28 protein-coding genes and 1 pseudogene are annotated in these 26,313 nt (G+C 61.8%); 9 read left to right on the top strand and 20 right to left on the bottom strand.

Annotation, left to right across the window (positions count from 1 at the left end; all coding sequences use genetic code 11):
* Positions 1-137 precede the first annotated feature (137 nt).
* Positions 138-392 (top strand): hypothetical protein, encoded by a 255-nt coding sequence (locus V5B39_RS08910; RefSeq protein WP_434735672.1) that lies wholly within the window; start codon positions 138-140, stop codon positions 390-392.
* On the opposite strand, the gene ugpQ is transcribed toward V5B39_RS08910, so the two are convergent.
* A complete protein-coding gene (ugpQ, locus tag V5B39_RS08905; protein ID WP_332342544.1) occupies positions 380-1,183 on the bottom strand; it encodes a glycerophosphodiester phosphodiesterase in 804 nt (267 codons plus the stop codon). The two genes, V5B39_RS08910 and ugpQ, sit on opposite strands and share 13 nt — an antisense overlap.
* Positions 1,180-2,457: an extracellular solute-binding protein gene (locus tag V5B39_RS08900; protein ID WP_332342543.1), complete on the bottom strand. Its 1,278-nt coding sequence runs from the start codon at positions 2,455-2,457 to the stop codon at positions 1,180-1,182. The genes ugpQ and V5B39_RS08900 overlap by 4 nt, the downstream gene beginning before the upstream one ends.
* Positions 2,458-2,621: 164 nt before the next feature.
* Here V5B39_RS08900 and V5B39_RS08895 point away from each other — a divergent pair.
* Both V5B39_RS08895 and asd read left to right on the top strand, forming a co-directional pair.
* Positions 2,622-2,855: pseudogene (locus tag V5B39_RS08895) on the top strand (ISAs1 family transposase); the annotation flags it as partial.
* A gap of 93 nt (positions 2,856-2,948) precedes the next feature.
* A complete protein-coding gene (asd, locus tag V5B39_RS08890; RefSeq protein ID WP_332342542.1) occupies positions 2,949-3,845 on the top strand; it encodes an archaetidylserine decarboxylase in 897 nt (298 codons plus the stop codon).
* Here the strand turns inward: asd and V5B39_RS08885 are convergent.
* The gene (locus V5B39_RS08885) at positions 3,781-4,011 is read right to left on the bottom strand and encodes a hypothetical protein (RefSeq protein WP_332342541.1); all 231 of its coding nucleotides are present in this window, start codon (positions 4,009-4,011) and stop codon (positions 3,781-3,783) included. The two genes, asd and V5B39_RS08885, sit on opposite strands and share 65 nt — an antisense overlap.
* A 261-nt stretch (positions 4,012-4,272) precedes the next feature.
* Here V5B39_RS08885 and V5B39_RS08880 point away from each other — a divergent pair, with 261 nt between their 5' ends.
* Both V5B39_RS08880 and V5B39_RS08875 read left to right on the top strand, forming a co-directional pair.
* Positions 4,273-5,604 carry a cbb3-type cytochrome c oxidase subunit I gene (locus V5B39_RS08880; RefSeq protein ID WP_332342540.1) on the top strand — a complete coding sequence of 444 codons (1,332 nt, stop codon included), beginning with the start codon at positions 4,273-4,275 and terminating at the stop codon, positions 5,602-5,604.
* Positions 5,601-6,179 carry a TlpA family protein disulfide reductase gene (locus V5B39_RS08875; protein ID WP_332342539.1) on the top strand — a complete coding sequence of 193 codons (579 nt, stop codon included), beginning with the start codon at positions 5,601-5,603 and terminating at the stop codon, positions 6,177-6,179. The genes V5B39_RS08880 and V5B39_RS08875 overlap by 4 nt, the downstream gene beginning before the upstream one ends.
* Before the next feature lie 127 nt (positions 6,180-6,306).
* On the opposite strand, the gene V5B39_RS08870 is transcribed toward V5B39_RS08875, so the two are convergent.
* The 8 genes from V5B39_RS08870 to V5B39_RS08835 form a co-directional block, all read right to left on the bottom strand.
* On the bottom strand, positions 6,307-7,506 hold the full coding sequence (locus V5B39_RS08870) for a cation:proton antiporter (protein ID WP_332342538.1): 1,200 nt from the start codon (positions 7,504-7,506) through the stop codon (positions 6,307-6,309).
* 31 nt (positions 7,507-7,537) lie between these two features.
* On the bottom strand, positions 7,538-8,296 hold the full coding sequence (locus V5B39_RS08865; protein WP_332342537.1) for a glycosyltransferase family 2 protein: 759 nt from the start codon (positions 8,294-8,296) through the stop codon (positions 7,538-7,540).
* Between the two features lie 9 nt (positions 8,297-8,305).
* Entirely contained in the window at positions 8,306-9,124 is an 819-nt protein-coding gene (locus V5B39_RS08860; protein WP_332342536.1) for a lysophospholipid acyltransferase family protein, read from the bottom strand.
* Entirely contained in the window at positions 9,117-9,968 is an 852-nt protein-coding gene (locus V5B39_RS08855) for a MipA/OmpV family protein (RefSeq protein ID WP_332342535.1), read from the bottom strand. Before V5B39_RS08855 ends, V5B39_RS08860 begins: the two co-directional genes overlap by 8 nt.
* On the bottom strand, positions 9,968-10,990 hold the full coding sequence (locus tag V5B39_RS08850) for a Rid family hydrolase (RefSeq protein ID WP_332342534.1): 1,023 nt from the start codon (positions 10,988-10,990) through the stop codon (positions 9,968-9,970). Before V5B39_RS08850 ends, V5B39_RS08855 begins: the two co-directional genes overlap by 1 nt.
* Positions 10,987-12,324 (bottom strand): NAD(P)/FAD-dependent oxidoreductase, encoded by a 1,338-nt coding sequence (locus V5B39_RS08845; RefSeq protein WP_332342533.1) that lies wholly within the window; start codon positions 12,322-12,324, stop codon positions 10,987-10,989. Before V5B39_RS08845 ends, V5B39_RS08850 begins: the two co-directional genes overlap by 4 nt.
* A gap of 54 nt (positions 12,325-12,378) precedes the next feature.
* The gene (locus V5B39_RS08840; protein WP_332342532.1) at positions 12,379-14,028 is read right to left on the bottom strand and encodes a B12-binding domain-containing radical SAM protein; all 1,650 of its coding nucleotides are present in this window, start codon (positions 14,026-14,028) and stop codon (positions 12,379-12,381) included.
* Positions 14,029-14,358: 330 nt separating this feature from the next.
* Positions 14,359-14,790, bottom strand: a complete 432-nt coding sequence (locus V5B39_RS08835) for a hypothetical protein (RefSeq protein ID WP_434735673.1) — start codon at positions 14,788-14,790, stop codon at positions 14,359-14,361.
* A gap of 480 nt (positions 14,791-15,270) precedes the next feature.
* On the opposite strand from V5B39_RS08835, the gene V5B39_RS08830 reads away from it, so the two are divergent.
* The 4 genes from V5B39_RS08830 (at position 15,271) to V5B39_RS08815 (ending at position 20,287) form a co-directional block, all read left to right on the top strand.
* Positions 15,271-15,432, top strand: coding sequence for a hypothetical protein (locus V5B39_RS08830; protein WP_332342531.1), 162 nt, complete (start codon positions 15,271-15,273; stop codon positions 15,430-15,432).
* A 98-nt stretch (positions 15,433-15,530) separates the two neighbouring features.
* Entirely contained in the window at positions 15,531-16,913 is a 1,383-nt protein-coding gene (locus tag V5B39_RS08825) for an erythromycin esterase family protein (protein WP_332342530.1), read from the top strand.
* Between the two features lie 65 nt (positions 16,914-16,978).
* Complete coding sequence (locus tag V5B39_RS08820) at positions 16,979-17,440, top strand: OsmC family protein (RefSeq protein WP_332342529.1); 462 nt, start codon at positions 16,979-16,981, stop codon at positions 17,438-17,440.
* 156 nt (positions 17,441-17,596) lie between these two features.
* Positions 17,597-20,287 (top strand): bifunctional acetate--CoA ligase family protein/GNAT family N-acetyltransferase, encoded by a 2,691-nt coding sequence (locus V5B39_RS08815; protein ID WP_332342528.1) that lies wholly within the window; start codon positions 17,597-17,599, stop codon positions 20,285-20,287.
* Positions 20,288-20,401: 114 nt separating this feature from the next.
* Here V5B39_RS08815 and V5B39_RS08810 read toward each other — a convergent pair whose 3' ends face one another.
* The 9 genes from V5B39_RS08810 to iscU all read right to left on the bottom strand — a co-directional run bounded on the left by V5B39_RS08810 (position 20,402) and on the right by iscU (position 26,306).
* Positions 20,402-20,599: a DUF3460 family protein gene (locus V5B39_RS08810; protein ID WP_332342527.1), complete on the bottom strand. Its 198-nt coding sequence runs from the start codon at positions 20,597-20,599 to the stop codon at positions 20,402-20,404.
* A gap of 201 nt (positions 20,600-20,800) precedes the next feature.
* Positions 20,801-21,880: a VCBS repeat-containing protein gene (locus tag V5B39_RS08805; protein ID WP_332342526.1), complete on the bottom strand. Its 1,080-nt coding sequence runs from the start codon at positions 21,878-21,880 to the stop codon at positions 20,801-20,803.
* Between the two features lie 177 nt (positions 21,881-22,057).
* Entirely contained in the window at positions 22,058-22,447 is a 390-nt protein-coding gene (locus V5B39_RS08800) for a DUF2237 family protein (protein WP_332342525.1), read from the bottom strand.
* Positions 22,444-22,638, bottom strand: a complete 195-nt coding sequence (gene iscX / locus V5B39_RS08795; RefSeq protein ID WP_332342524.1) for a Fe-S cluster assembly protein IscX — start codon at positions 22,636-22,638, stop codon at positions 22,444-22,446. The genes V5B39_RS08800 and iscX overlap by 4 nt, the downstream gene beginning before the upstream one ends.
* Positions 22,635-22,976, bottom strand: a complete 342-nt coding sequence (gene fdx, locus V5B39_RS08790) for an ISC system 2Fe-2S type ferredoxin (RefSeq protein ID WP_332342523.1) — start codon at positions 22,974-22,976, stop codon at positions 22,635-22,637. Before fdx ends, iscX begins: the two co-directional genes overlap by 4 nt.
* Entirely contained in the window at positions 22,973-24,874 is a 1,902-nt protein-coding gene (gene hscA, locus V5B39_RS08785) for a Fe-S protein assembly chaperone HscA (RefSeq protein WP_332342522.1), read from the bottom strand. Before hscA ends, fdx begins: the two co-directional genes overlap by 4 nt.
* Positions 24,875-24,925: 51 nt before the next feature.
* The gene (gene hscB / locus V5B39_RS08780; RefSeq protein ID WP_332342521.1) at positions 24,926-25,453 is read right to left on the bottom strand and encodes a Fe-S protein assembly co-chaperone HscB; all 528 of its coding nucleotides are present in this window, start codon (positions 25,451-25,453) and stop codon (positions 24,926-24,928) included.
* A 106-nt stretch (positions 25,454-25,559) separates the two neighbouring features.
* A complete protein-coding gene (gene iscA, locus V5B39_RS08775; RefSeq protein WP_332342520.1) occupies positions 25,560-25,883 on the bottom strand; it encodes an iron-sulfur cluster assembly protein IscA in 324 nt (107 codons plus the stop codon).
* Between the two features lie 27 nt (positions 25,884-25,910).
* Positions 25,911-26,306: a Fe-S cluster assembly scaffold IscU gene (iscU, locus tag V5B39_RS08770; protein ID WP_332342519.1), complete on the bottom strand. Its 396-nt coding sequence runs from the start codon at positions 26,304-26,306 to the stop codon at positions 25,911-25,913.
* Between the last annotated feature and the right edge of the window lie 7 nt (positions 26,307-26,313).

Here is a 26,313-nt window from a genome sequence, read left to right as displayed (position 1 = left end):
CCTTCATGAACGCCATCCAAGGTTGCCTGGACGATACCCACACTATTCACCAAACGGCTCTGAACTCCCTCTTGAGCCTCAACTTTCAAACCCTACAGAAAGCGCAGTTGTGACCGCGTACGGTATATGACCAATATTTGGCAGCGGGGTATCCCATCGCCTCCGTCGTGATCGAGGGGGCCTGTCGGCATGTGGTCAAGGATCGGCTGGAACGTACCGGGATGCGCTGGACGGTGGCCGGCGCCCAAGCCATGCTGCAATTGCGCTGCATCGCCATCAATCAGCAATGGGAAGACTTCACCGCCTTCCGTGTTCGACGCGAATCCGAGCGGCTGTATCCACATACCACTCTGTATGAGGTCGAGGATTGGCCGATATCTCAAACCGCTTGAACCTTGGGCGCGGGAGACGGGTTGCACCCGTGACGGACACGGCGACGCGATTCCTCGGCGACACAATCGATGCGATCGCTGAACACCGCCGCCACCCCCCGCCGGTAGAGCGTGGTTGCGAGCACTGGATCATTGACCGTGTAGCAAAGCACCGGGATGCCATGGGCACGCGCTTCGCCAAGCAGGTCGTCGTCAAGGCAATCGACGTGACAATGCAGGGTCACTGCTGCGAGCTGCCGGAGACGCGCCAGCCAGTCCGTCGGCGGACGTTCATGAAGCATGCCGAGCGGCAGTTCCGGGACAGCCGCCCGTGCCGCAGCCAAGGCCGTTTCGGAAAACGACGAGAGCAGCGGCAGTTCGGCGCCGGCCCACAGCGCGCGCAGCGCGCGCGCGACGACCTCGCCGGTCAGGGCGTCGAAACCGGCGGCCGGTTTGATTTCGACGTTGGCCAGCAGACCCAGTTGCCTGCAGACGAAGGCGGCCGACGCCAGTGTCGGCAGCGGCTCGCCGGCAAATGCCGGATGCTGGCGAACACCGGCGTCGAGGACCGACAGTTCGGCATCAGAGGTCTCGCATATCCGACCGGCGCCGCTCGTCGTGCGGGCCAGCGTTTCGTCGTGCAGTAGCCACGGCGAAGCGTCTGCCGACAGCATCACGTCGAATTCGACCGCCCGCAGACCCAAGCGGGCGGCGATGCGCAAACCGGCCAGGGTGTTCTCCGGCGCCAGCGCGCCCCCGCAGCGGTGCGCGAAAACATGCGGCAAGCGCCAGCCGAGGCGTGGCGCAATCACTTCTTCCGTTGCGGCGCCGGCGCTGGTGCCTTTGACGCTCCGGAAAGGACGAGATTGCCCCGCTGGACAGCGTTGTCGAGCGCCTGTTTGGCCGGCGTCTTGCCCGCCCAGGCGGCTTCGAGTTCCTCCTCGGTGATGATCCGCACCCGCTCATTCTCCGAAACGCGCAGCGCACGCAGAGCGCCTGGGCCCTGCAACTGCGCGTAAGCGACATTGAGACCGGCGGTATCGGCCTTCAACAGCTTGCTGCCCGCAGCCGCACGCGCCGCCGGCGTCATCGGTAGAAAGCCGGCCACCGCACTGAACTCGACCTGCAGATCGGGCTCCATCAGGAAACTCACGAACTGCGCAACCCCCTTGTACTCGGCCGGCTTCTGGCCGGCGCCGACCCACAGCGAGTAACCTCCGGCCAGCGTCTGCTGCGGTGCTCCCGGCACATCGTCGTGATACGGCAGCGACGAAACGCCGACCTCGACCTTGCGGCTCTCGTGCAGCGCGCCGTAGAGCGAAGACGAACTGGTCAGCATGCCGCATTCCCCCGCGACAAAACGGTTGTCGGCCTCGTCGCGACGGCCGAAATAGATGAAGAAACGGGCTTTCGCCCAGGTGGTCAGCATCGCCGTGTGCTTGACCTGGACCAGGCCGTTGAAGTTCAGGCGACCCTTCGCGTCGGATACCTCGACGCCGTTCCAGGAACTCAGGTTGTCGATATGCACCCAAGACGGCCAGGAAGTGGTGTAGGGACAGGTGCTGCCGGCATCGAACAGCTTGTCGGCGGCTTTCAGCATCTCCGCCCAGGTTTTCGGCGGTTTTTCCGGATCGAGTCCGGCCTTGCGGAAGGCCATCTTGTTGATGAACAACACCGGCGTCGACAGCCCGATCGGCAACGCAAACAGTCCTCCTTTGGCATCACCCAGGCCGACGCGCAGTTCCGGCGCTAGTTTGCCGCCATCGAGGGGCATGTTCGCTTCCTTCATCACCTGGTGCAAAGGTTTGAAATTTGCCTTTGCAGCGACAAAGCGCGCCTGCTCCTCGCGCGTCACCAGGTTGAGATCCTTGGGCGAATCGCCCTGAACGCGGCGCACCAGCTTGACCTCATAGTCCTTCTGCCGCGAGTTGAAGCGTTCGATCAGTTTCTCGAGTCGCTCGGCACGTTCTTCGTCAAGCTGATGCGAGAGGTCGATGGTTGTCGGTGCCGCAACCGACAACGAAGAAACGGGCGCCGCCAGTACAAATGCCAATGCCGCCGCCGGGAGAATTCTGAGTAAATGCATGCCGATCCTTCCTGGTCAGAAAAAAAGAACGTGATTATAGTGGCAGCGACCGCCAATCCGATTGTAATCCTCCGACCGCGGTGGCCTGTGAGGCTCATGTCTGATGGTTTGCCGCTAACCGGTTGTTAACACCCCATGATGGGCAACGCATGAATGACGCCGTCCACAGGCACTGGTGCGTCGAGAACAGCCTGCATGGGTGCATGGATGTCGTTTTCGGCGACGACCAGATGCGCGCTCGCACCGATCATGCCGCTCAAAATTTCGCCGTCTTGCGCCAGTTCGTCTTGAACCTCCTGCGCCTTGCTCCGGTAAAACCAAAAGGCGGCCTCAAGGTTCAGCGACTGATCGCCGCCTCTTCGGACGCCTTCCGCGCCGAACTCCTGAGTCTTGTATAAGATTCATGCGATGGCCCTGCCAGAGGCGCCGGGTGGGCATGAAAGTGTTGCTTGAACCCGTATAATTGCGCCTTCACTCCCACAGGCCCAATCGTGTCCGACCGTCTTGCCGTACTGTCCCAATACCTTCTGCCCAAACAAGCTCTGAGCACAATCGCCGGCAAGCTCGCCGAGAGTGAAGCCGGCAGCCTGACGACCCGTGTCATCCGCTGGTTCGTTCAGCGCTATGGCGTCGACCTGAGCGAGGCCGTCGATGCCGATCCGATCAGCTACAGGAGCTTCAACGAGTTCTTTGCCCGATCACTGCGTGCCGGTGCCCGGCCACTTGCCGACGCCGCTTTTCTCTGTCCGGTCGATGGTGCGATCAGTCAGTTTGGCGCCATCGAACACGACCAGATTTTTCAGGCCAAAGGTCATCGCTATTCGACCGTTGCCCTCGTCGGCGGCGACCGTCCACTCGCCGCCCGCTTCGAGAACGGCGCTTTTGCAACCCTCTACCTCAGTCCGCGCGACTATCACCGAATTCACATGCCGGTTGATGGCCGCCTGACGCGAATGATCCATGTTCCCGGCGCGCTATTCTCGGTCAATCCGGCAACAGCACGTGGCGTGCCAGGATTGTTCGCCCGCAATGAGCGGGTCGTTTGCGTCTTCGAGGCCGGATTTGGCCCCTTCGTCCTGATCCTGGTCGGCGCAACCATCGTCGGCAGCATGGCTACCGTCTGGCACGGCATCGTCAACCCACCGCGTGTCCGCGAAATCCGTGAATGGCGCTACGACGACCAGCAGATCGTCCTGAAGAAAGGCGATGAAATGGGCCGCTTCCTGCTCGGCTCGACGGTGGTCGTACTCTTTCCGAAAGACACGCTCCATTTCAATCCGGCCTGGGCGCCCGCCCGCCCGATCCGCATGGGCGAGATGATGGCTACTCCTGCCGAACGATCTCGGCCTGCACCCGAGGGGTCAGGCGACAATTCCGGTAGAACCTGATGGTCCGAGCGATTCCCCAGCAGATCAGCGTTGGCAGCGCGGCAACGATGGCCGCACTGACGATGACCCTGGCAAAGCTGCTGGCCGTAATCAGCGGGACTTTGGCGGCGATACCGGCGAAGGCCGCCATGAAGGTGACAACAAAGATGATTCCCAGGGTTCTCATATTCAGAATTCCTTGCGTGCGACGATGGCGGTGGTGATGGCGCTGGCGGTGCTTGCTTGACGAATCGGATGCCGATGCACAAGGCGTTCAGGGCATCGTTCCTGGGGTGTCAGGAATTTCGTTCAAGGCAAACGAATTATGTGTTGCACTGGCAAAACAGCGAGGAACTACTTCTCGGTTTTCGAACTATACTCATTGGTTTTTTCGCACGAGGGAGCAGTGGATTCAAACGGTTTGACAGTTTCTTCGCGAGCGTCAGTGATGCCGGCGATCGCTTCGGGAACCCCCACCCATCTGGCACGCGCCTGGCTGTGGCTGGGGGTGATGGCGCTGATCGGTTCGGGTCTGTTGGCGGTACTGCTGGTCCTGTCACGGACACCGGGGATTCAGGATGTCTTTCCGCTGAAGGATCTGTTCCGGGCCGCGCTGGTGGTGCATGTCGACCTGTCGGTAGCCGTCTGGTTCATGGCCTTTGCCGCGGTGATCTGGAGCGCCGTCGGCACCGCCAGCCTGACGTGGCTCGGCTGGGTCGGTTTCGGTCTGGCGGCGCTGGGGACGGCGCTGATGACCGTTTCACCGTTCTTCCCCGGCGCCGAACCGATGCTCAACAACTATATCCCGGTACTCAAGCAACCGCTTTTTTTTGCCTCGATCTGGACCTTCGCTGCCGGCTCGAGCCTGACCGTGCTGCGTGCCCTGGTCACCACCTGGCCGCAGCGCCCGCTTGCCGAGCCGCTGCTCCTCGGCGCTTTCCTCGGTGCCATCGCGGCCTTGCTGGCGCTGGGTGCCTTCTACGTATCCTGGGCGCAGGTGCCCTGGGTCGAAGGAATGATTTATTACGAAGTGTTGTTCTGGGGCGGCGGACACACTCTGCAGTTCCAGCATGCCCTGCTGATGGTCGTCGCCTGGCTTTGGATCGCAGCGCAACTCGGCCGTCCGTCGCGAGTCTCGGCTCGTGCGCTGTCGGTACTCTTTCTGGTCGCAGCACTGCCGCTGCTGGCCGTGCCGGCAATCTATCTGTGGGTACCGGTCGGCTCGCTGCCGCACATGGAGCTGTTCGCCAAACTGATGCTCTGGGGCCACCCTTACATGGGACCGCTGATCCTCCTCGGCGCCCTGTCTCTGTGGCGCTTGCGCGGCCTGCCGACTGATCTCGACGGCCCGGCCAGGTCCGCCCTGCTGGCTTCGTTCATCCTGTTTGCCCTCGGGGGGGTGCTCGGTTATCTGATCGAAGGGGTGAACGTCGTCATTCCGGCGCATTACCACGGATCGACGGTCGGCGTGACGCTGGCCTTCATGGGACTCGCCTACGTGCTGCTGCCGAAGCTCGGTTTTAACCGCCCGGCGGGCCGCATGGCAATCTGGCAACCCTACGTTTATGGCGCCGGGCAGTTGTTGCATGTGCTCGGTCTGGCGTGGTCGGGGGGTTACGGCGTGCAGCGCAAGGTGGCCGGTGCCGATCAGTTGCTGACGACGCTACCGCAGAAGATCGGCATGGGCATGATGGGCCTCGGCGGCCTGATCGCGGTCATCGGCGGATTGATGTTCGTTCTCGTCTGTCTCAAGGCAATGTCGCGGCGCAGCGGACGATGAAGCAAGCATTGGGGCTGGCGGTAACGGCCGGGGTGGCGACGCTGGCGACGATTGGCTGGCTGGGTTATCGCTTGATCGAGCAAAACCGTTTGCCGGTCAATGGCACTCCCTCCGGCCTGATCTCGTCGCAGCAACTATCGCCGGCGCAGGAGCAGGCGCAGGCCGACGCGGTCATGGGGCTGACGCTGCCCGATCTCGACGGGCGCCCGCAGGCGATGGCGCAGTGGCGTGACAAGATTCTGGTGGTCAATTACTGGGCCAGTTGGTGCGCCCCTTGCGTCGAGGAAATACCAGCCTTCTCACGCCTGCAACGCCAGTATGCGGCGCAGGGCGTACAGTTTGTCGGGATAGGGATCGACACTGTGGAAAACATGCAGGCCTTCGTCAGGACCACACCGGTCGCCTATCCGCTACTGTTCGCCGATCCGGCCACCAGCCAGATGCCTGGCCTGCAGATCAAGGGTCTGCCCTATACACTGGTGATTGGCCCCGACGGCCGGGTGCAGGGTAGCCGTTTGGGTCGGTTTGACGAGTCCCGACTGAACTCGATCCTGCAGCGCCTCGCCTCGCGGTAAGCGGGCAAGGCGTCACCCGGAACCAGACCAAGGAACCGCGACCAGCAGGGTCAGCCCGGTTGTCGCCAGCAGCACGTGCTGCTGAACTGATCACCCGTTTACTGCAACTGGCGCCATTCGCTGCGAATCAACTGCTGCGCAGAACGACTTCCCGCAGCCGCTTCAGCTTCGGCGCAACCATTGGTACGGTGAGCATCGTACTGGCCACCGCCATCAGCAACAGAGCGGTGAAGGCCTCACTGGTGATGATCTGCTTGTCGAGCAGAATGTTGGCGAAAATGATCATGATCAGCGCCTTGGTCTGCAGGAGCCAGCCGATGATGCCTGCCTCGCCGGGCATCCAGTCGAGGATTCTGCCGGCGATGCTTGTGCCAAGCAGCTTGCCGCCAACCGAAGCGACGAGCAATAGCCCGGCAGCGACGAACACCGCCTCGCCACCGAGCGTCCAGTTGGTACGCAGGCCGGTGCTGAGGAAAAAGACCGGCATGACGACCAGCAGGACATGGTGGCGCAGCAGGTCCATCCGTTCCTGATCGAACCACCCGGTGTCCATGATCGCGCCGGCGAGAAAGGCGCCGACCATGAAGTGCAGGCCGGACCAGTCGGCACCGAAGGCGCAGGCGGCCAGCCAGATCAGCGCCACATGCCAGCGGTCACGCTCCTGCAGCCGCTGCATCAGCGCCCGGAAGGCGAAGCCGAGCAGGGCGTAGCCGAGAAGAAAAGCGATCTGCTTGCCGACCCGATGCCAGTCCATCAGGATCAGCGCCAGCACACCCCAGATGGCAATGTCGTCGAGACTGGCGTAGCGCAGGATGCGCTGGCCGATCGGCTGGCGCAGAATGGCGAGCTTGTCCATGAGCAGGATCAGGATCGGCAGCGCCGTCACCGCGCAGGCCATGCCGACGCCGAGAACGAACTGCCAGGGCATCGCCTGCGGCCCGGTCCAGCCATCGTCGAGCAGCAGCAGACCGGCCGCCAGGCAGCCGAACAGGAGCGGCGTACCGAGCGCCAGTCCGGCGGTGATGCTGCTCTCGCGACGATGTGCCCAGGCCTGTCCGAGGTCGAGTTCGACGCCGGCGATCATCACGAAGAGCATCACCGCCCACCAGGCAATGCCGTTGAGTGACTGGACGACCGCCGCATTGAAGACCAAGGCATAGCCATCGGGGTAGAAGCGACCGAGAATTCCCGGTCCGAGCACGATCCCGGTGAGGATCTGGACGACGACCAGCGGCGCGTAGTAATCCGTACGCCCGATACGCCAGATCAGATAGGGCAGCGTGAAGATGATCGCCATGGCGATCAGAAAGATTTCTGTGATGTTCATGGTGCCGTTGGCAGTCTCCAGGATCGACCGCTCAGTCGGTGATCTTCCTGGCCAGCAGCCATGGCAAGCGGAGCAGGAAACCGAAAAACAGCCGGGTGTGCATCCAGGTCAGCAGAGTGTTGTCGCGCAGGTAGCGGAAATGCGAGACGCCGCCCTCGTCGGGCCGCAGGTAGCGCACCGGCGCATCGCTGTTGAGCGGCGGGACGCCAGCCCAGCACAAGCGAACGACGGCCTCCGGATCGAAATCGAAACGGCGCATCCAGCGATTCGCCTGCATGATCCGTTGCAGCGGTTCGATCGGGTAGACGCGAAACCCGTAGAGCGAGTCGCCGATGCCCATCCACAGCGTTTCGAGGTTGGCCCAGCCATTGGAGATCTTGCGGCCATTGACGCGCAGTGCCGGCGCATCGGCGGCGAAGACCGGCTTGCCGAGCACCATCGCTTCCGGCCGCGCTTGCGAAGCCGCCATGAACGCGGGGATCAGCCTGGCCGGGTGCTGGCCATCGGAATCCATCGTCAGCGCGTGCGTGAAGCCGGCGATCCGTGCCTGGCTGATGCCTTCGAGCACCGCCGCCCCCTTGCCACGATTCTTTGGCAACACGAACACGCGCAGGCCATCATCTTCACCAGCCAGTGCCTGCAGGCATTCGCCGGTCCCGTCGGTACTGCCGTCGACAACCACCCACACCGGCGTCCATTGCGCACGTGCGGCACGAACCGTCTGCAGAACCTGTGGCCCTGGGTTGTAGCTCGGGATGATGACCAGATGAGTGGAGGAGGCGACCGCCATGGCGCGCGTTCAGCAGACCTTTCGCCGGCCCTTGTGGGCATTCACGAGGGCCGGGCCGGTGACTGTTGCCGGCCATGGCTCACTCAGTTCGGCCCGGAAATGATTTTCGAGTTCGGCCCTGAAGACAGCAACGTCCTCCGGCGGGGTGAAGCGACGGCCGAGACGGATGCGACAGCGCAAGGGCAATTCCGGCCGCCTGAACAGTGGCCAGTGCTTGCCGAGATAGGGCGTCGAGAACTCGATCAACAAGACTTGAACCGCCACCCTGTTGCGCCGGGCGACGAGACCGACCGTCGGCAGGCAGGAGTTGACCGGAAAAGTGGTGGTCCGCGTGCCTTCGGGGAAAATCAGCAGGTGGGCGCCTTGTCTGAGTTCTTCGCCGGCGTCGAGGATCATCGCCAGTGGCGCGTCATTGCGGATGAAGCGCGCCAGCCGCGCAGCCGCGCCGAACAGGAGATTGTCCATCAGTTCCGCCTTCATGATGCAAACGGTATCCGGTACGCGAGAGAGGATAAGGACCGCGTCGAGCAGCGAGGGATGGTTGGCTGCCAGCAACAGCGGCCCCGCGCCGCGCAGTTGATCGAGTTCTTCGAGATCGAAGCGGCAGGCACACAACCAGCCGAGCACTGCCAGATAGCCACGGAAACCGACACGCGCCACCAGGCGGCCAATCGACTGGCCGATGCGGCGCGGCAAGAGCGGATGGAGAAGCATCGCAAACGGCAGCCAGATCAGGCAGCAGAGCGCCAGAACGCCCAGCCCCAGCACCATGGCCAGACGTTCATAGGCGACCCACAGGGGGGCTTTGCCGGCAGGCGAGTCAGTCATCGACCTGCACGCGCGTCGACGATTCGCCGAGAATCCAGCTCAGCGAGAGACCGGCAGCAAAATAGTTTTTTTGCCTGACCAGCGGGCTATCGTCGAAAGTCGCGCCATCGAGGTTGTCGTAGCGGACAAAGGCGCCAAACCAGAATTTGGGAAAGCGCTTCGAGAGCGCCGCCAGGTATTGCGTGCCGGCGTAGCCGCCAGCGGCCTGGTAGGCGGGACGCGTCGGCGTGGCGTACTGCGGTGCGACCGTGTAGTAATAGGCATTCTGCCGCTGGTTGCCGAAAACCACCCCGCCCAGCAGGCCGAGTTTCCAGTTAGGCATCCCCGGCAGGTCGGTGAGGTCGAGGTTGAGCCGTGGATGGAAGACCCAGCCGATATCACGGGGAGAACTCTCGACGGTGAAAGCGGCGCGCAACGGCAGCAGCAACTTGACGAAACGGGACCGGTTTTCCGATCGCCACAGGGTGATATCCATCTGCGGGCCAATCTCGAAGGTCGCATCGAGGTTCGGCATGCCGGCGCGGGCACGGATGTCGTCGCTCAGGCCCGGTGGCGACAACGCCAGACTGACGCTCAGGTCGACGCGGTCGGAATCGAAGAAGCTGCCGCGGATGCCGTGCCGGTCGGCCTTGAAGAAATCCCCGTGATAGGTGAAATAGGGGACCGGCAGAACGAAATGGTCGGTTTGATCCGACCCCCGGTAATACGGGAAGCTGAATGCCGCAACCCCGGCCCCCAGTTCCCACAGTGGCTTTTCCTCGGCTGCCGGCGCGACCAGCGCAAGACAGCCCAGCCCCGCTGCCGTCAGACGGCCGATCCGGCATCCGTTCAAGGCATCATGCATCAGACACTCCCCAGAACATTGACGGCCACCGCCTCGATCTCGACGAGAAGGTCTTGTCGGCAGATGTCGGCCTGCACGCAGAGACCCACCGCAGTACCCATCGGAGCGCTCAACAGATCCCGCACGGCCGGAAAATCCTCGGCATGGCGGATGTAGACACGGTACGCAAGCCCGCCCAGCGTAAATATCGTGCGGCTCAGACGGTTGGCCTCGGTCAGCACGGCCTCGACGTTGGCCAGCGCCTCGCGCGTTTGCCCAAAGATATCCCCGAGATGCACCGTGCGGTGTCCGACGATGCTCGCCGTCCCGGAAATGAACAGGCACTCCCGTTCGGGCAGGGTCAAGAGCACCGCACGTGAGAAAGTAGGGCTGCGTGGCCCGTACTCCATCGGGTAGTGGTAGGCACTCACCTGGCGTGGGTTCTCGACCGGCTGTACCGGCGTTCGACCTGCGAGGAAGGCAATGCTCAGCGGTCCCTGCGGCAGACCGATCGTACAGGCCGCGGGAACGTCACCGGTGGCCGCCCGAGCGCAGGCAGCAAAGGCATCGTGCCGGCCAATGTTGAACTGGCGATAGCGTTCGAGGCCGTTGGTTTCGCCGTTGATGTCGGCAAGATAATTCCAGACGCGCCAGAGGTGTGGCAACTCCTGCGCGGCAAGTAGCCGGAAAATGCGCCGGTAGGCTTCCCCTGTTGCCTGCTGCAGGGCGCTTTCCCGGCCGGTAGTCGAAAAGGCCTGCTCGTCGAGTTCGATGACACCGAACAGGACTTCCCGGCTGCGCCGGAAAGCGATTCCTTCAAACTCGCCGGGGCGGCAATCGCCCGCACTGATCCACAACTCATGGACGGCTTCGCCGGGATAACCGAGCAACGGCGCAACCACTGTCTGCTCCGGCCAGCGAGGCGTCGGGGGTGTGGACGGCCGACAGCCGATCAGCGTGCCGCCGAGGATCTCCGCAGCTTTGACTTCGGCATCCACAAGCGGTCGCGAACGGCAGGCATCGGAACGAAAAGCGAGGCTCACGGGCTGGCGTTCAGGGCAGGGTCATCGACCCGGCGGATGTTGGAACGCCGGCGCCTCCAGCCCATGAAGGCACGCCGGGGCTGGATGGCGTTGGCGAAATAGTAGAGCAGCTTGAACATCCACAGCGAGCGCCAGATCGGCGTACTGCCGAAGATGTCGCCGGCGAGCACCGACAGCAGCGCTTCCTTGACCCGGAAGAGGTTCTTCGGACCCATGAAGAAGTCGCGCATGATCGGGTTGGTGACCCGGTAGATGAACCACGAGAACTGCTTCGGACCATGCTGCATCAGGCGGTCGAAGCGCTTGAGGGCCGCCGCCGCCTCGCCAGGCCGCTGCAGGCAGGTGTCGATGGTCTCCGCGCCGATCACGCCGCTGTGCATCGCCAGCAGCACCCCGGAAGAAAAAACCGGGTCGATGAAGGCATAAGCATCGCCAAGCAACAGGTAGTTGCTGCCATGCGTGCGCTCGGACACGTAGGAAAAGTTGCCGGTTGCCTCGACCGGGTTGATCAGCCGGGCATCCTTGAGACGCATGGCGAGTGCCGGGCAGGAGGCAATGCCGTCGTGCAGGAAGCGCTCGATGCTCCGTTGCCCCCTGGCCTTCATGAAATACGGCCAGGTGACCATGCCGACGCTGGTCACGTCGCCCTGCATCGGAATGAACCAGAACCAGCCATGCTCGAACCAGAAGATGGTGATGTTGCCTTCTGCCTGCCCGGCGCTGCGGCTGGCGCCAGCGAAATGCCCATAAACGGCCGAACTGTTGTGCCGCGGGTTGCGGTGCTTGATCTGGAAGCGATTGGCCAGGAAGGTGTCACGCCCGGAAGCATCGACGACGAAGCGTGCCGTCCATTCGACCTCGCGACCATTTTCCTGACAGGCGCGGACCCGCACGCTGTTGTCGGACAGGAAGTCGACTGCCCTTGCCTTGCAAGCCTCGTGGACCTCAACCCCTTTGCACGCGGCATTGCGGATCAGGATGGCGTCGAACTCCGCCCGTTTCACCTGGTAGGCGTAAGGCATCGACTTGTCCCAGGCATCTGCGAAATGGAAGGTCTGCGGCATCAAGTGCTGTGGCGAGACAAACTCGGCCGCCCATTTTTCCATGCCGATGGCCTTGACCTCGCTGGCAACGCCGAGCCGTTCGAAGAGCGGCAGATTGGCTGGCAGCAGGGACTCGCCAATGTGGAAGCGCGGATGTCGCGCTTTCTCGAGCAGGACGACACGATAGCCTCTCTCGATGAGCAAAGGAGCGATCGTCGACCCGGCCGGGCCGCCACCGATCACCAGGACATCGCATTCCCGGCGCTCCCCTCCCCCACCTTCAACCTGCATGCCCGCAACCCCTGTCAATCACGACTCCGGCAGCGAAAGCCGCCAAGTGCTCCATTATACTGTTCCCTGCACGGCTGATCCCAACGCTTGCGGCGTGCAGCACGATGCCGGTTCCGGTGCCGCTGCCGGCCGCGCCGGACGGCGGGAAATCTTGATCGGCGACATGGCGGCAATGGCATCCGCTTTCAACTCCGGACTCAGGAAGGGCTGCAGGCCGACCGGTTGGCGCGGATGGCGGGCAAACTCCTGCCTGGCAAGTTCCAGTTGCTCCTTGTTGGCACTGAAGTAACGAGCCGCAGCCACGGTTTCCGGCAGGTGCCGGACAACATGCCAGAGGCTCCAGCGATGCTGCCAGAGTCGCTTTGCAAAGCGATGGCGATAGCCCCGGCTGTCGTAATAACGCTTGACGTGCCAGTTGTAGAGCGCGTCCATCTCCTCGCGCGACGAAAAGCCGTGTGGCTTGAAGACAAAATTCAGGCAGTTCATCAGCCGCCAGTCTTCGATGAAGTCCCCTTCCTTGCCACTGACGCACTCGTCCCAGATCGGCGCGCCATACATCGGGCTGAACTTGGTCATGTTCATTTCGTCAAGATCGAGAGAGAGAATGAAATCACTCGTCTGCCTGAGTGTTGCCGGTGTTTCTCCCGGCAACCCGAAGATGAACAGGCCCTTGGCGCGCAAACCGGCAGCGTGGATCCGTTCGACGGTCTTCTTCACTTCCGGCAGCGTCACCCCGGCCTTGTGGCGCTCCATCATTCCCGGATCGGCTGATTCGATACCCATCGACACCATCAGCGCACCGGCCTTCTTCAGCATGGCCAGCATTTCGTCGGAGGTGTGACCCGTGCGGATGGCGCAGTTGAAGTTCATCCCCAGCGGCTGCTCGATCAGCAGTTCGCACAGTTCGGTGACGCGTTTCTTGTGGGCCGTGAACAGATCATCGTAAAAGTTGATGTGGTAGACACCGAAGCGATCCCGAAGGTATTTCATGTGCTCGTACGTGTATTGCGCCGAGTTGGTCTTGTACAGTCGCTCGAAAACCGTTCGGTCGCAAAATGAGCAGGTGTAGGGGCAGCCGCGCGAAGTGATCATCGTCGCGCCGTGACGTTTCTCGTAGGCAAACAGTGGCAGGTGGTAGCCATGCGGAAAACCGGCCAGCTTTTCGTACGCCGGAAAGGGCAGCTCGTCGAGATTGAGGATGCGGTGTCGGCGCGGATTGCAAACGATCCGGTTGTCGCCGTTGCGGAATACCAGGTTGTCGATCTCCGCCAGCGCCTTGCCGTTTGCCAGGTCGAGCAGGCAGCCTTCACCCTCGCCGATGCACAGGTAGTCGATTTCCGGAAAGTGCTCAAGAATCGGTGCGCCAATCGATGAGACATGCACCGCCCCGAAGACGATTCTGACCTCCGGCCGCTTCCGCTTGATGTACGCAGCGAGGTCGACCCCGTCCATAAAGCTGGAAGTCGTCGCACTGATGCCCACGAGATCCGGCCGGGTCGCCAGAACAATCTCAGCGTTGGCCTCGATTCCCGGCGGCGCATACGGGCCCAGGCAGTCATGCAGTTCGGTCGCATGGCCATGCTTCTCCAGCCAGCTTGCGAGCTGCATGATGCCGATCGGCGGCATGCGGTTGGCCAGCACCGAAAAATCGGGCTGCCCTGGAACGAAGTTGAAACCGGCCGGGTGAACCAAGGTAATGCGCACGCTTTACTCCTCGACAAATGTCTCTGAACCCTGCTGGAAAAGCGCCGGCCGAGGGGCGGCCTGCGTGATCATCGGCAGACTGCCCGGCCGCGTAGAACGGCCTTCTGCCCTGCGCGCAAGCGCCAATCAGCCTGGTCGGCACGCCAAGCAGAACTTGCCACGAAGTGCCAGTGACCCGCATACCATCCTCAGAGCAGCACTCCTGAATTGACGGATGCCGACCGGACTCGATCGATAAGCGAGCCAACGACCACGCTCTCGCCCGCGACCATGGCCATGGGTGCTGACCAGATCTTTTTCCCGCCCCCGCGCAATGCGTTCCAGCCAGCGTCAGCGGTAGGCCGGCTCGCTGGCGTTGTGAATTATCCATACCAGATGCGCACTGCCAAAATCACCCATCGAACCTCCGGCAAAAATCAGACGACCCTGGTTCTTGTAGACCAGTTCCTGACGATGCGTGTCGCTCCCGAAGAAGAAGGGGATGAAAGCCTTGCCGGTGATGTAGGCACCCTGGTCGCTGGGCTGTCCGACGAGGTCGGTCACCTGCTTCATGGGCATGCCAATCTGTAGCTGTGTAAACTTGCTGCCCGGCGCCGGCCTGCCAGTGATCTCACCCTCCCAGTCGCGCAATCCCTTGACGGTCTGGCCGTAGCCGGCTTCGACCCTGGATGAATCCACGACTTCACCCCTGCTGTTCATTCCGGGGCCGATCCTGCCCGATGACGTCGCCGGGGCCAGCGCCGCGGGCTGGGCGGCTGCCACTGGCTGCGCAGCCTGGGCTGACGGAGTGGGCTGCTCGGCCTTCGCGGCCTTGGTGCCCTTCTTGGCTGGCCTGGCCGGCTGGTTCAGCTGTGCTGCCGGGACCGTCTGCGGTGCGGCCACGGTATCCTCCGCCTGTATCGCTGAAGCCGGCACAGCAGATTGAGCACCATCGCTCTTACTGATATTACTGAGGCAGCCCGACAAACCTGTTGCAGCCAGAAGTGCCAGCAACGAAAAACCACAAACCCTCCCCTTCGACATGACCCCTCCTGACGATTGAAAACTGTACGTGACGATCCGGGCACAAACCCGCCTGAGGAATCTATCGTTGAATCAGTGCCCTGTCAATTCATTGAGTAGCTTCGTAGCGGGTGCGAATGAAAGTGTTGGACGAGTCCCTACGCTGATCATGGTCAGCGACTTGGCCAGATTGGCGAGGAGTCTGCGGTAGAGTAGCGTTCCCATCCTCGGAGAGAAGCCATGCCCATCATTTCCTGCGACGAAGCTTCGGATACGAGAGTCTTGGCGGCCCGCCTGGCCGCCCATCCCAAGATGTTGGCCAAGGTGCTCTGGAGATGCTGGATCGGATGGAAAATGCTCAGGGAGACCTACGGCGTGCCGACGAAGCCGAGCGGCGCGTGACCAAAATCCTCCGGGAGACCGGCCAAGAGCTTCTGACGGGATGGGCTGGGTATACTGGTCGAGTTCTCCCAGTCTGTACATCGCAAATCGAAAAATCCATGAAATCAGTTAGCCCGAGGAGGTTTTTCCGTCCGGTGCGGATGCACCGCTTGCGGTGGCTGGCCATCCGGGTTCTGTTGCTGCTCGGCTGCCAGGGACTCCTGGCAGCCGAGAGTGCGCAGCCGCCCGCATCGACAGTGGTCGCCCGGATGCGCGACAACGCGCAGGCCATCACCTACCGCGCCGGCGACTATGATCGACTGCTCGCTTCGATCGGCGATGCAAGCATCGTCCTGTTGGGCGAATCGACACACGGCAGCGCCGAGTTCTACGACGAACGTGCCCGCATCACGCAACGACTGATCCATGAGAAAGGCTTCCGGGCGTTGGTCCTTGAAGCGGGCTGGGCGCCGGCGACACAGCTCGACGATTTCGTCCAGGGGAGGCTGCGCGCATCGGATGCCACGGCCGCCTTGCGCGTGTTTCAGCACTTCCCGCGCTGGGTGTGGCGGAATGAACAGTTCGCCGGCTTTCTCGAACATCTCAAGGAAGCGAACGAGTCGGCGCCGCCTGCCCGTCCGGCCATCGCGGTCTACGGAATGGATCTGTATGGGGTCCCGGAAGCGATCGTCCAGGTCGTACGTTACCTTGAGGCATACGACCCGCCAGCCGCCAGGCGGGCCAGACGCGACTACCGGTGCTTTGCCCCATACGCCCGGCCGCCGCTCGATCCACACCTCTATGGCCGCGATGTGGCCAACGGCGCCATGCCTTCCTGCGCAAGACAGGTGCAATCCCGCCTCACGAAAATGCGCCAACTGGCCGGACCAGATCCGGCACCGGCCGCGTTTGCCGCGCTGATGAGCGCGCGCGCGATCGCCGGGGCGGAAGCCTACTACCGGACACTGTATGCACTCGGCGCTCGCGAGTCCTGGAATCTGCGCGAGCGCTTTCTCGCCGAATCGCTGCGGATACTGCTCGAACGACACGGCAAGGTTGTCGTCTGGGCACACAACACCCATCAGGGGGACGCCCGTGCAACTGATCAGGCACTGGCGGGCGAACTGTCGATCGGCCAACTGATGCGGGAACAGATGGCCGGTGAGGCGGTTTACCTGGTAGGCCTCACCACTTCCGGCGGCAATGTTCGTGCCGCGACCGGCTGGGGAACGCCAGACCGGGTCAAGCGCCTGAAAGCACCGATCGAAGGAAGTTGGAGCCGTTTGCTGCACGACGCCGGTTCACCGGCATTCGTGCTCATTTTTCGTGACAATCCTGATCTTATCGACTCGCTCGACCACCAGCGGCTCGACCGGGACATCGGCGTCACCTACCTGCCCGATGCGGAACTCGAGAAGCACTACTGGCAGTCGTCGCCGGCAAAGCGCTTCGACGCCCTGATCCATATCGACACGACCCGCGCCGTAGTGCCTCTACGGTAGAAAAGAAACTGTCATGGCCAAGCTTCCTTCCCTTATCATGTTCCAAATGATCCAGAGGTAAGCAGATGGCCAAAGATAAAGACAGTCACCCACACCATGACCCGGTCGTTGTCAGTGAGAGCGGTCTGGGACCCTACCAGCAGACGGTGCGCGCCGGCCGGCATACCTTGCTTGCCGATGAGCCGGTCACCATGGGCGGCGGCGACACTGGCCCATCGCCCTTTGATTTGCTGCTCGCCAGTCTTGGCGCCTGTACCTCGATCACCCTGCGCATGTACGCCGAACACAAGCACTTGCCACTCACCGGTGTCAGCGTCGAACTGATGCACGACCGGATCGAAGTCGAAGGACATGGCAAGATCGATCGAATTTCGCGCACCATCACGCTGACCGGCGATCTGACTCGTGATCAGCGCAGCAAACTGCTGGCGATTGCCAACAAATGCCCCATGTACCGTGTCCTGCATTCCGACCTGCGCATCGACAGCGTACTCGCCGACCGCGAGTCGGCAGCACCTGTCGCCTGACGGTCATGCCTTTTCCAGGTAATCCAGGTAATCATGAAGGCAGAATGAGGTGATTGTGGTCTTGTCACTAGAGACTTGCCAGACCATCTATGGTAAAATTGTTGCGCCGCAACATCAACCTGTATGGCGTCTCTCGAACAGGAGACGAAAATCCTCATGCTAGAACATCACTACCTCACTACCCTCTTTGAACCTAAGTCCGTTGCCGTCATCGGTGCTTCCGACCGGGAGAATTCGGTCGGCAATGTCCTGTTCAAGAATATTCTCGATTCGGGCTACAAGGGACGTTTGTACCCGATCAACACCGCTCACGAAACGATCCAGGGCGTCCCGGCCTACAAATCGATCGAAGAGATCAGCGCCCGTGTCGAACTGGCAGTGGTCGTCACCAGACCGCAAACGGTCCCGAAAATCATCGAACAGTGTGGGCACAGTGGTGTCAAGAACGCCATCGTGATCACCTCCGGCTTTGCCGAGGCGGGACATTCCGGCGCAGCGCTCGAACGCAAGATGATGGAGATTGCCCGCAGTTATGGTGTCCGCCTGCTGGGTCCGAATTGCCTGGGGATCATTCGCCCGAATCTCGGACTCAACGCGACTTTTGCGCGTATCTATGCCAACGTCGGCAATCTCGCGCTGGTCTCGCAATCGGGTGCGATCTGCTCGGCGGTTCTCGACTGGGCGACTAGCAACCGCGTCGGTTTTTCCAGCGTCATTTCACTGGGCGGCACCGCCGATGTCGATTTCGGCGAGATCCTCGATTACCTGATCTACGACAACCTCACCCATTACATCCTGCTCTACGTCGAAGGTATTCGTGATGCGCGCCGCTTCATGAGTGCGCTGCGTTCGGCAGCGCGCATCAAACCGATCGTGCTGCTCAAGGCCGGGCGCCACGCCGGTGGTCTGGCGGCGGTCGAAACGCACTCGGGCATGCCCGGCGGCTCCGACATCGTTTTCGAGGCGGCCGTGCGCCGCGCTGGTGTCGTGCGGGTCAAGAACATCGGCCAGTTGTTCTATGCCGCCAAGGCTCTGGCCTCGAAATTCCGCCCGCAAGGCAAGCGCCTGGCGATCATCACCAACGGCGGCGGACCGGGGGCGATGGCCGCAGACCGTGCCGGTGATCTCGAGATTCCGCTGGCCGAACTGTCTTCCAGCACCATTCAGACACTCAATTCCAAGATGCCGCCGACCTGGTCGCAGCGCAACCCCATCGATATCGAAGGGGATGCCACACCGAAGCGTTATCACGACGCCATTCTGGCTGTCGCCGAGGATGACAACGTCGATGGTGTGCTGGTCATGCTCTCGCCCCAGGCCATGACGCAGCCGATGGAGGTTGCCAAGGCGGTGATCGAAGTTGACCTGCTGACCGCCAAACCGATCCTCACCTGCTGGATGGGCGAGGAGCAGGTATATCAGGCACGTACCATGCTCGAGGACGCCGGCATCCCTTCGTTCCGCATGCCGGAAACCGCAGTCGAACTGTATTACCATATCTCGACCTATTACTGGAACCAGAAGCTTCTGCTGCAGACCCCAGCCCCCTTGTCGAAGCATTCGCGGCCGGAAACCGAAGGGGCCAAGATGTTGATCGAAGCGGTGTTGCACGAACGGCGCAAGGTCCTCTCGGAGATGGAGTCGAAAGCCATCCTGCGCGCTTTCCGCATCCCGGTCGCACAGACCATGGTCGCGCATACGCCAACCGAATCGCTGCTGCTGGCTGAACAGATCGGTTTTCCAATCGCCATGAAGATCGATTCGCCGGACATCCTCCACAAGAGCGAAGTGGGCGGCGTGCGGCTCAACATCACCAATGCGCCGGCGGCGCGCAACGCCTATCACGACATTCTCGAAACAGTCAAGAAGCGGCATCCGACGATGCGCGTCAATGGCGTTTCGATCGAACCGTACCTGGCGCGGCCGCACGGCCGCGAACTGATGATCGGGGTCTCGCGCGATCGGATCTTTGGTCCGATCATCACTTTCGGCGCCGGCGGTACCGAAGTCGAGGTGTTCAGTGACCGGGCGGTTGCGCTACCGCCACTCAACCGCTTTCTGGCACGAGACCTGATCGCCTCGACACGCGCCTCCAAACTGCTCGGTACATTCCGCAACATGCCGCCGGTGAACCTTGAAGCCCTCGAAGACATGCTGCTGCATGTTTCGCAAATGATCTGCGAACTCCCCTGGCTGCAGGAACTCGATCTCAACCCGCTGATTGTCGATGAGAACGGTGGGATCGCTGCCGATGCGCGCATCGTCATCGATTATGCGGCGCCTTCGGGCGACCGCTATGCGCACATGGCAATCCACCCCTACCCGGTGCATCTGATCCAGGACTGGGAACTTCCGGATGGCCGGACGGTGACGATTCGCCCGATCCGCCCGGAAGACGCCGAACGCGAGCAGCAGTTCGTCATCGGCCTGTCCGATGAAAGCAAGTACTACCGTTTCATGGATACCATCCGGGAACTGACGCAGACCATGCTGGTACGCTTCACCCAGATCGACTACGACCGGGAAATGGCTCTGGTGGCAACCCTCCCCGACGCTGATGGCAAGGAGTTGCAGATCGGTGTCGCCCGCTATGTCACCAATCCGGACGGCGAATCAGTCGAGTTTGCGCTGGCCGTCGCCGACGACTGGCAAAAACACGGCGTTGGCCGCAAGTTGATGAGTGCGCTGATCGACTGTGCACGCGTCAAGGGCTACCGCACCATCGTCGGCGACGTACTGTCGATGAACACTAAAATGTTCAACCTGATGACCAGGCTCGGCTTCACGATCCACCCGCACCCTGACGACCCGGCCGTCAAACGCGTGATCAAACCCTTGAACAACTAGGAAAAGTTTCAGGGGCCAGGGACAAGGCAACGCATCCAACTCGGCGAAGCCAAAGCCTTCGGCCCCGCCAACAATCAGGAGCGGCCAGACGACGGGCATCCGGCCGCTTCTTCGCTACTGCAGGTCGAAATTCACGTCGTAAGGATAGGATCGATGCGGTTCATTGGCCTCCCGACGTGATTTCTGTTCATTCAGGTCAACCTTCCTGTCCCACCAGATCGCCCGGCCGCGGCGCTGATCCTCGGCCCATTCGGGATGCTGGGCCATCATTTCGCGCATGAACTGGGTGTGATCGGATTCGTACAAAGCCATCTGGCCTCCTCCCAAAGGATAAAAACGCTCTCGCTGGCAAGCAGCTTCGACCGATGATTATACGCTCGCGGGTCAGCCCCCCGGCCCTGCTCGGCCAGTCCTCCCGGAATTTTTTCTCCGCCTACCAGTCCATCGCCGTGCAAAGATTGACAGACTACCGGCGCACTTCGTCGGCGACAACGCCACGCAGAATGTCCCTGCTCAGACGCTGAGGTCGACCTGCTGTAGGCTGCCGATCCCGCCACTTTCCTGCAGGAAGACGCCGCTGCTGCGGATCTGCCCAAGGGTTTCGTTGCTGCCGTTGCGTAGATCGAAAGCCGTCGCGACGTGGGCCAGGCTGAGTGCGCCGACATTGGCTTCCTTGAGGCTTAGCACCTTGCCGCCACCACCGGCATCGGGCGTCCACACCCCGAGCTGGGCATAGGCCGCGTCGTTTTCGTCGATCCAGCCGTTACCATCGCCGTCGAGTAGCGCCAGGTCGGCAAAGCCATCGCCGCTCCTGGTCCCGAAAAGCTCACTGCCGTTGTTGATCTGCCCGTCGTGATTGCGATCGAGGGTCAGGAAACCGCTACCGGAAGCGAGACGATTGATGCTCTCGGCGGTCCCGTTGGCGTCGAGATCGAACTTGAAGCGCTGGTCGCTGAGTTGGGCGGCATTGCCCGCAAAATTGATCACCAGTGGATCCTTCTTCTGGCGCGTCGCGTCGCCGAGGCGCAGGCTGACATCGCTCTCTTCGTGGTAGCTGCGTGACATTTGAAGTTGCAGATCGAAGCGAATCTCCTGGCCGTCGGCGGTCTTGATCACCCCGCTGGCGGCGAACGAGGTTTGTTCGAATTCGCTGTGCGACGCGTGGTAGTCGTATTCGACGCCGTAACCGGCTGGCCTTTGCGCTGCAGCGGCGTGTTCACCCTGGGCAGCGCTGGCAACCGGCGCCGCTTCGGCCGGCAGATCCAAAGCCGGCGGCGCAGCCGGTGCATGCAACTCGGCGGCATCGAAGACGCGGACGTCTTCGCCGGTCAGCATGCGAACGAGGGCGCGCATCAACAGCATGCGTGGATCACTCTCGGTCTCGTCGGTACTGCCTTCCAGTGCATCCGCCTGCGCTGCCGCCTTGCCAGCATCGGAAAGAGTGACCTGATCGGCAACAGCACGCGCATCGCCGCGACCCTCGAAGTCCGGCCGCTGAGCACCGATCCACATGCGCATCGATTCGCGGACTTCGGTTCTTTGCGCTGCGACATGCGACGAGAGCATTTGCATCTCGGAATGGGCAATTTTCATGGTGGCTGCCTGAGTAGATGGAGGTAAACGTTACAACGGCAGACGAGAGGTTTTTCTTTAATGTGAAAGTCGCGTCAGCGACTCACGAATCTCCCTTGCCCCTCACGGTGGCGAAAGCAGGGGACTCGTGGAGCACCGCTTCGCGCCACCGCAGCCGACCCGCGATGCAGTGCAGGTTCAGTTCAGGTCGATTGCGTGGCGTTTGAGATCATCGAGGCCGACGATCAGCAGTGCCGCTTCGTTGGTGGCGTTGAGCACGACGCGCGGCGCCCTGCCGGCATGCAGAGCTTCGCGCCAGCGGGCGGCACAGAGGCACCAGCGGTCGCCGGGGTGCAGGCCGGGAAAGCCGAACTCGGGGCGCGGTGTCGACAGGTCGTTGCCACGCGCCTTCGAGAATTCGAGGAATTCGGCAGTCAGCAGCACGCAAACGGTGTGGCTGCCGAAATCCTCGTCGCTGGTGTTGCAGCAGCCGTCCCGGAAAAATCCGGTCATCGGCTTCTCGCTGCATGCCCCGAGTGGTCCGCCAAGAACGTTGCGCTGACTGCCGCCCATGTCGTCGGGTTTCATGTCAATTCATCGATCCAGGCTTGCTGGATCGCCTCGAGGATTTTCTCGCCACAGTGTCTGGAGTCTTCGTCAAAACCGGGCAGGGCAAGCACCCAGTTCATCAGGTCAACGAAGTTGATCTTCAGCGGGTCGACCTCGGGATGCGCTTCCACGAGTTCGACAGCGATTTCATTGATGTCGGTCCATTTCATCGATGTCCCTCCTTGGCCATGTTGATCGAGTAACGCGGGATCTCGATCACCAGCGACGCTGCATTGACGATCACCTGACACGACAGACGTGAATTCGGTTCAAGACCCCAAGCCTTGTCGAGCAGGTCGTCCTCGACCTCATCGGAAGGTTCGAGGTCGGCAAAGCCTTCACGCACGATGACATGGCAGGTGGTGCAGGCACAGGACATCTCGCAGGCGTGCTCGATGGCAATGCCGTTTTCGAGCAGGTTCTGGCAGAGCGACTCGCCCGGTCTGGCGTCGATTACGGCGCCGTCGGGACAGAGTTCGATGTGCGGCAGAACGATGAGCTGGGTCATACGGTCTCTCCCGTTCTTGCCACGTCGGCCTCGCTGTCCAGATCACTGATGTTGCGGCCGGTGAAAGCCTGCCGGATCGATTTGTCCATCCGTCGCGCAGCGAAATCCTGGGTGTCGGCTTCGAGGTCGTCGATCGCCAGCATGATCTGGCGGCGCTGGTCACTGCCTGCGGCCGCTTGCAGCTTGCCGATGTCGAGGTCGATGCGAGCCCGTTCGTCGGCACTCAGCAGATCCCCGTCGCGGGCCAATGCCGAGCTGACGGCCTCGATCAACCGTTCGGCATCGACCTGCGTTTCCTTGAGCGCACGTTGCAGGGCGTCGTCTCTGACATGCGCCAGCGAGTCCTTGAGCATACCGGCAATTTCGTCGTCGGACAGTCCGTACGAGGGCTTGACGACGATGCTCGCGGCAACGCCAGAAGCCTTTTCACGGGCGGTCACTGCCAGTAGGCCATCGGCGTCGACCTGAAAAGTGACGCGGATGCGGGCAGCGCCGGCGACCATCGGTGGAATGCCGCGCAACTCGAAGCGCGCCAGCGAACGGCAATCGCTGACCAGCTCGCGCTCGCCCTGTACGACATGCAGTGCAAGCGCCGTCTGGCCATCGCGGAAGGTCGTGAACTCCTGCGCGCGCGCCGTCGGAATCGTCGAATTGCGGGGAATGATCTTCTCGACCAGACCGCCCATGGTTTCGAGACCCAGCGATAGCGGGATCACGTCGAGCAGCAGCCAGTCGTCGCTAGCCAGGCCATTACCGGCCAACAGATTGGCCTGTTTGGCCGCGCCGATGGCGACGACCTTGTCAGGATCGAGATTGTTCAGCGGGTTCCGGCGGAAGAAATCTCCAACGGCGCGCTGTACCTGCGGCATGCGCGTGGCACCGCCGACCATCACCACCCCCTTGACCTCGGCAACCGACAGACCGGCATCGCGCAACGCCTTCTTGACGGGTTGCATGGTCTTGGCCACCAGAGTCTGGGTAATCTCGGCAAAGATTTCGGTGGTCAGCGTCAGATCGACCTGCTCGCCACTGTTCAGGCGCGCATTGATCTGGGCAACGCCGTGAAAGGTCAGATATTCCTTGGCTTCGCGAGCGCGCGTCAGGAGCATCCGGGCATCCTCGACCGACAGGGGCCTGAGCCCGGCGGCTTCGAGGATCCAGCAGAAGATGCGATGGTCGAAATCGTCGCCACCCAGCGCCGAATCGCCACCGGTCGCCAGCACCTCGAAGATGCCGCGCGACAGTCTGAGGATCGAGATATCAAAAGTGCCACCGCCCAGGTCATAGACGGCATAGATGCCTTCGGCAGCGTTGTCGAGGCCATAGGCAATCGCTGCTGCGGTCGGCTCGTTGAGCAGGCGCAGCACCGGGAGTTCTGCCAACCTGGCGGCATCCTTGGTGGCCTGCCGCTGCGCATCGTCGAAGTAGGCGGGAACGGTGATCACCGCACCGAGCAGTACGCCCCCCAGCGAAGCTTCGGCGCGCAGGCGCAGCGTGCGCAGGATTTCAGCCGAGACTTCGACCGGGCTCTTCAGTCCGGCAGCGGTGTGCAACCGCAACATTCCAGGGGCATCATCGAACAGGTAGGGCATGCCTTCGCGGTTGGCAATGTCCTGCAAACCGCGGCCCATGAAGCGTTTGACCGAGACGATGGTGTTGCGCGGATCAAGGGACTGTTTCGCCTGTGCTTCGTAACCGACCTCGCTGTGTCCGTCGGGCAAGTAGCGCACCACTGAGGGCAGCAGGGGACGCCCGAGTTCGTCGCCGAGGACGGCCGCCAGGCCACTGCGTACCGTTGCGACCAGTGAGTTGGTCGTACCAAGGTCAATGCCGATCGCCAGCCGGTGCTGGTGTGGCGCAGTGGACTCGCCCGGTTCTGCAATCTGTAACAATGCCATGAAGAAGTTCCTGGTCCTTGTGGCGGGTGGTTCGGCGCAGTGGGTTGGCTGCTATTCTTCGCAGGCCGCCATCGCGTCGTCGATCTCGGCGAGTAGCTTCTCCAGAAACATCAGTCGCCGCACACGGTCGGCAGCCTGATCCAGGTCATGCTGATCGTCGAGCAGGACGGCAATTTCTTCGTAGCGCTCGCGCATGTCACGCTGCAAACGATGGTGCAAACACTCGAGTTCGCGGTGTTCGCCAGCGGTGCGCGCTTCGGCAGCTGCCTCGCGCCATTCCATCTGCTCGATCAGGAAATCCGCCGACATCAGGGTATTGTTATCGCTGCCGATGTCGTGTGCCGCCAGATGCAGCAGGTATTTCGCCCGTGGCAGGGGTTTCTTGAGCGTCTGGTAGGCTTCATTGATCCGCGTCGCCCACTGCAGCGAGAGCCGCCGTTCAGCCTCGCCGGCACTCGCAAAGCGGTCGGGATGCACCCTGGACTGGATTTCACGGTAGCGATCGTCGAGCAGCGCTACGTTCAGTCGGAAAGCAACCGGCAACTCGAATAAGGTGAAATGATCGGCGTTGAATTCCATTTTTTCCCGGCAGCACAGCTTCGCTCAACGCGGGGTCGTGTGCGCGACTTTGACATTCACCGACACGCCTGTGGCCCCCTCTCCCATTTTGTCGGCAAACTACACGTTACACGTTGAAGCTTTCACCGCAACCGCAAGCATCCTTGACGTTCGGGTTATTGAATCGGAACCCCTCGTTGAGGCCCTCACGCGCGTAGTCAAGTTCGGTCCCGTCAAGATAGGGAAGGCTTTTCGGATCGATCAGAACCTTAACGCCATGCGATTCGAATTGAATGTCGTCTGGTCGGGCGTTATCCGCGAATTCGAGCTTGTAGGCCATCCCGGAGCAGCCGCTGGTGCGTACGCCGAGACGCAACCCGATACCCTTGCCACGCTTGACCATGAAATTCGCGACGTGGCGGGCGGCCCGTTCAGAAAGCGTCACTGCCATGTAAAAACCTCCTGCTGTACTGGTCTGTTAAGCCGGAACTTGCTCGCCGTGCTTTTTCTTGTAATCAGCCACCGCCGCCTTGATCGCATCCTCGGCGAGAATCGAGCAGTGGATCTTGACCGGTGGCAGCGCCAGTTCGTCGGCGATCTGGGTATTCTTGATGTCCAGCGCCTGATCGATGGTCTTGCCCTTGACCCACTCGGTCACCAGCGAAGACGAAGCAATCGCTGATCCGCAGCCGTAAGTCTTGAACTTGGCATCTTCGATGACGCCACCCTTGCCGACCTTGATCTGCAGCTTCATCACGTCACCGCAGGCAGGCGCACCGACCATGCCGGTAGCCACGCCCTCTTCTTCCTTGCCGAACGATCCGACGTTACGCGGATTTTCGTAGTGATCCAGAACCTTGACACTGTACGACATGCTGTTT

Origin of the sequence: Accumulibacter sp. (genome assembly GCF_036625275.1) — a bacterium.
Taxonomy (GTDB): domain Bacteria; phylum Pseudomonadota; class Gammaproteobacteria; order Burkholderiales; family Rhodocyclaceae; genus Accumulibacter.
This window is presented reverse-complemented; position numbering and strand designations above follow the sequence as displayed.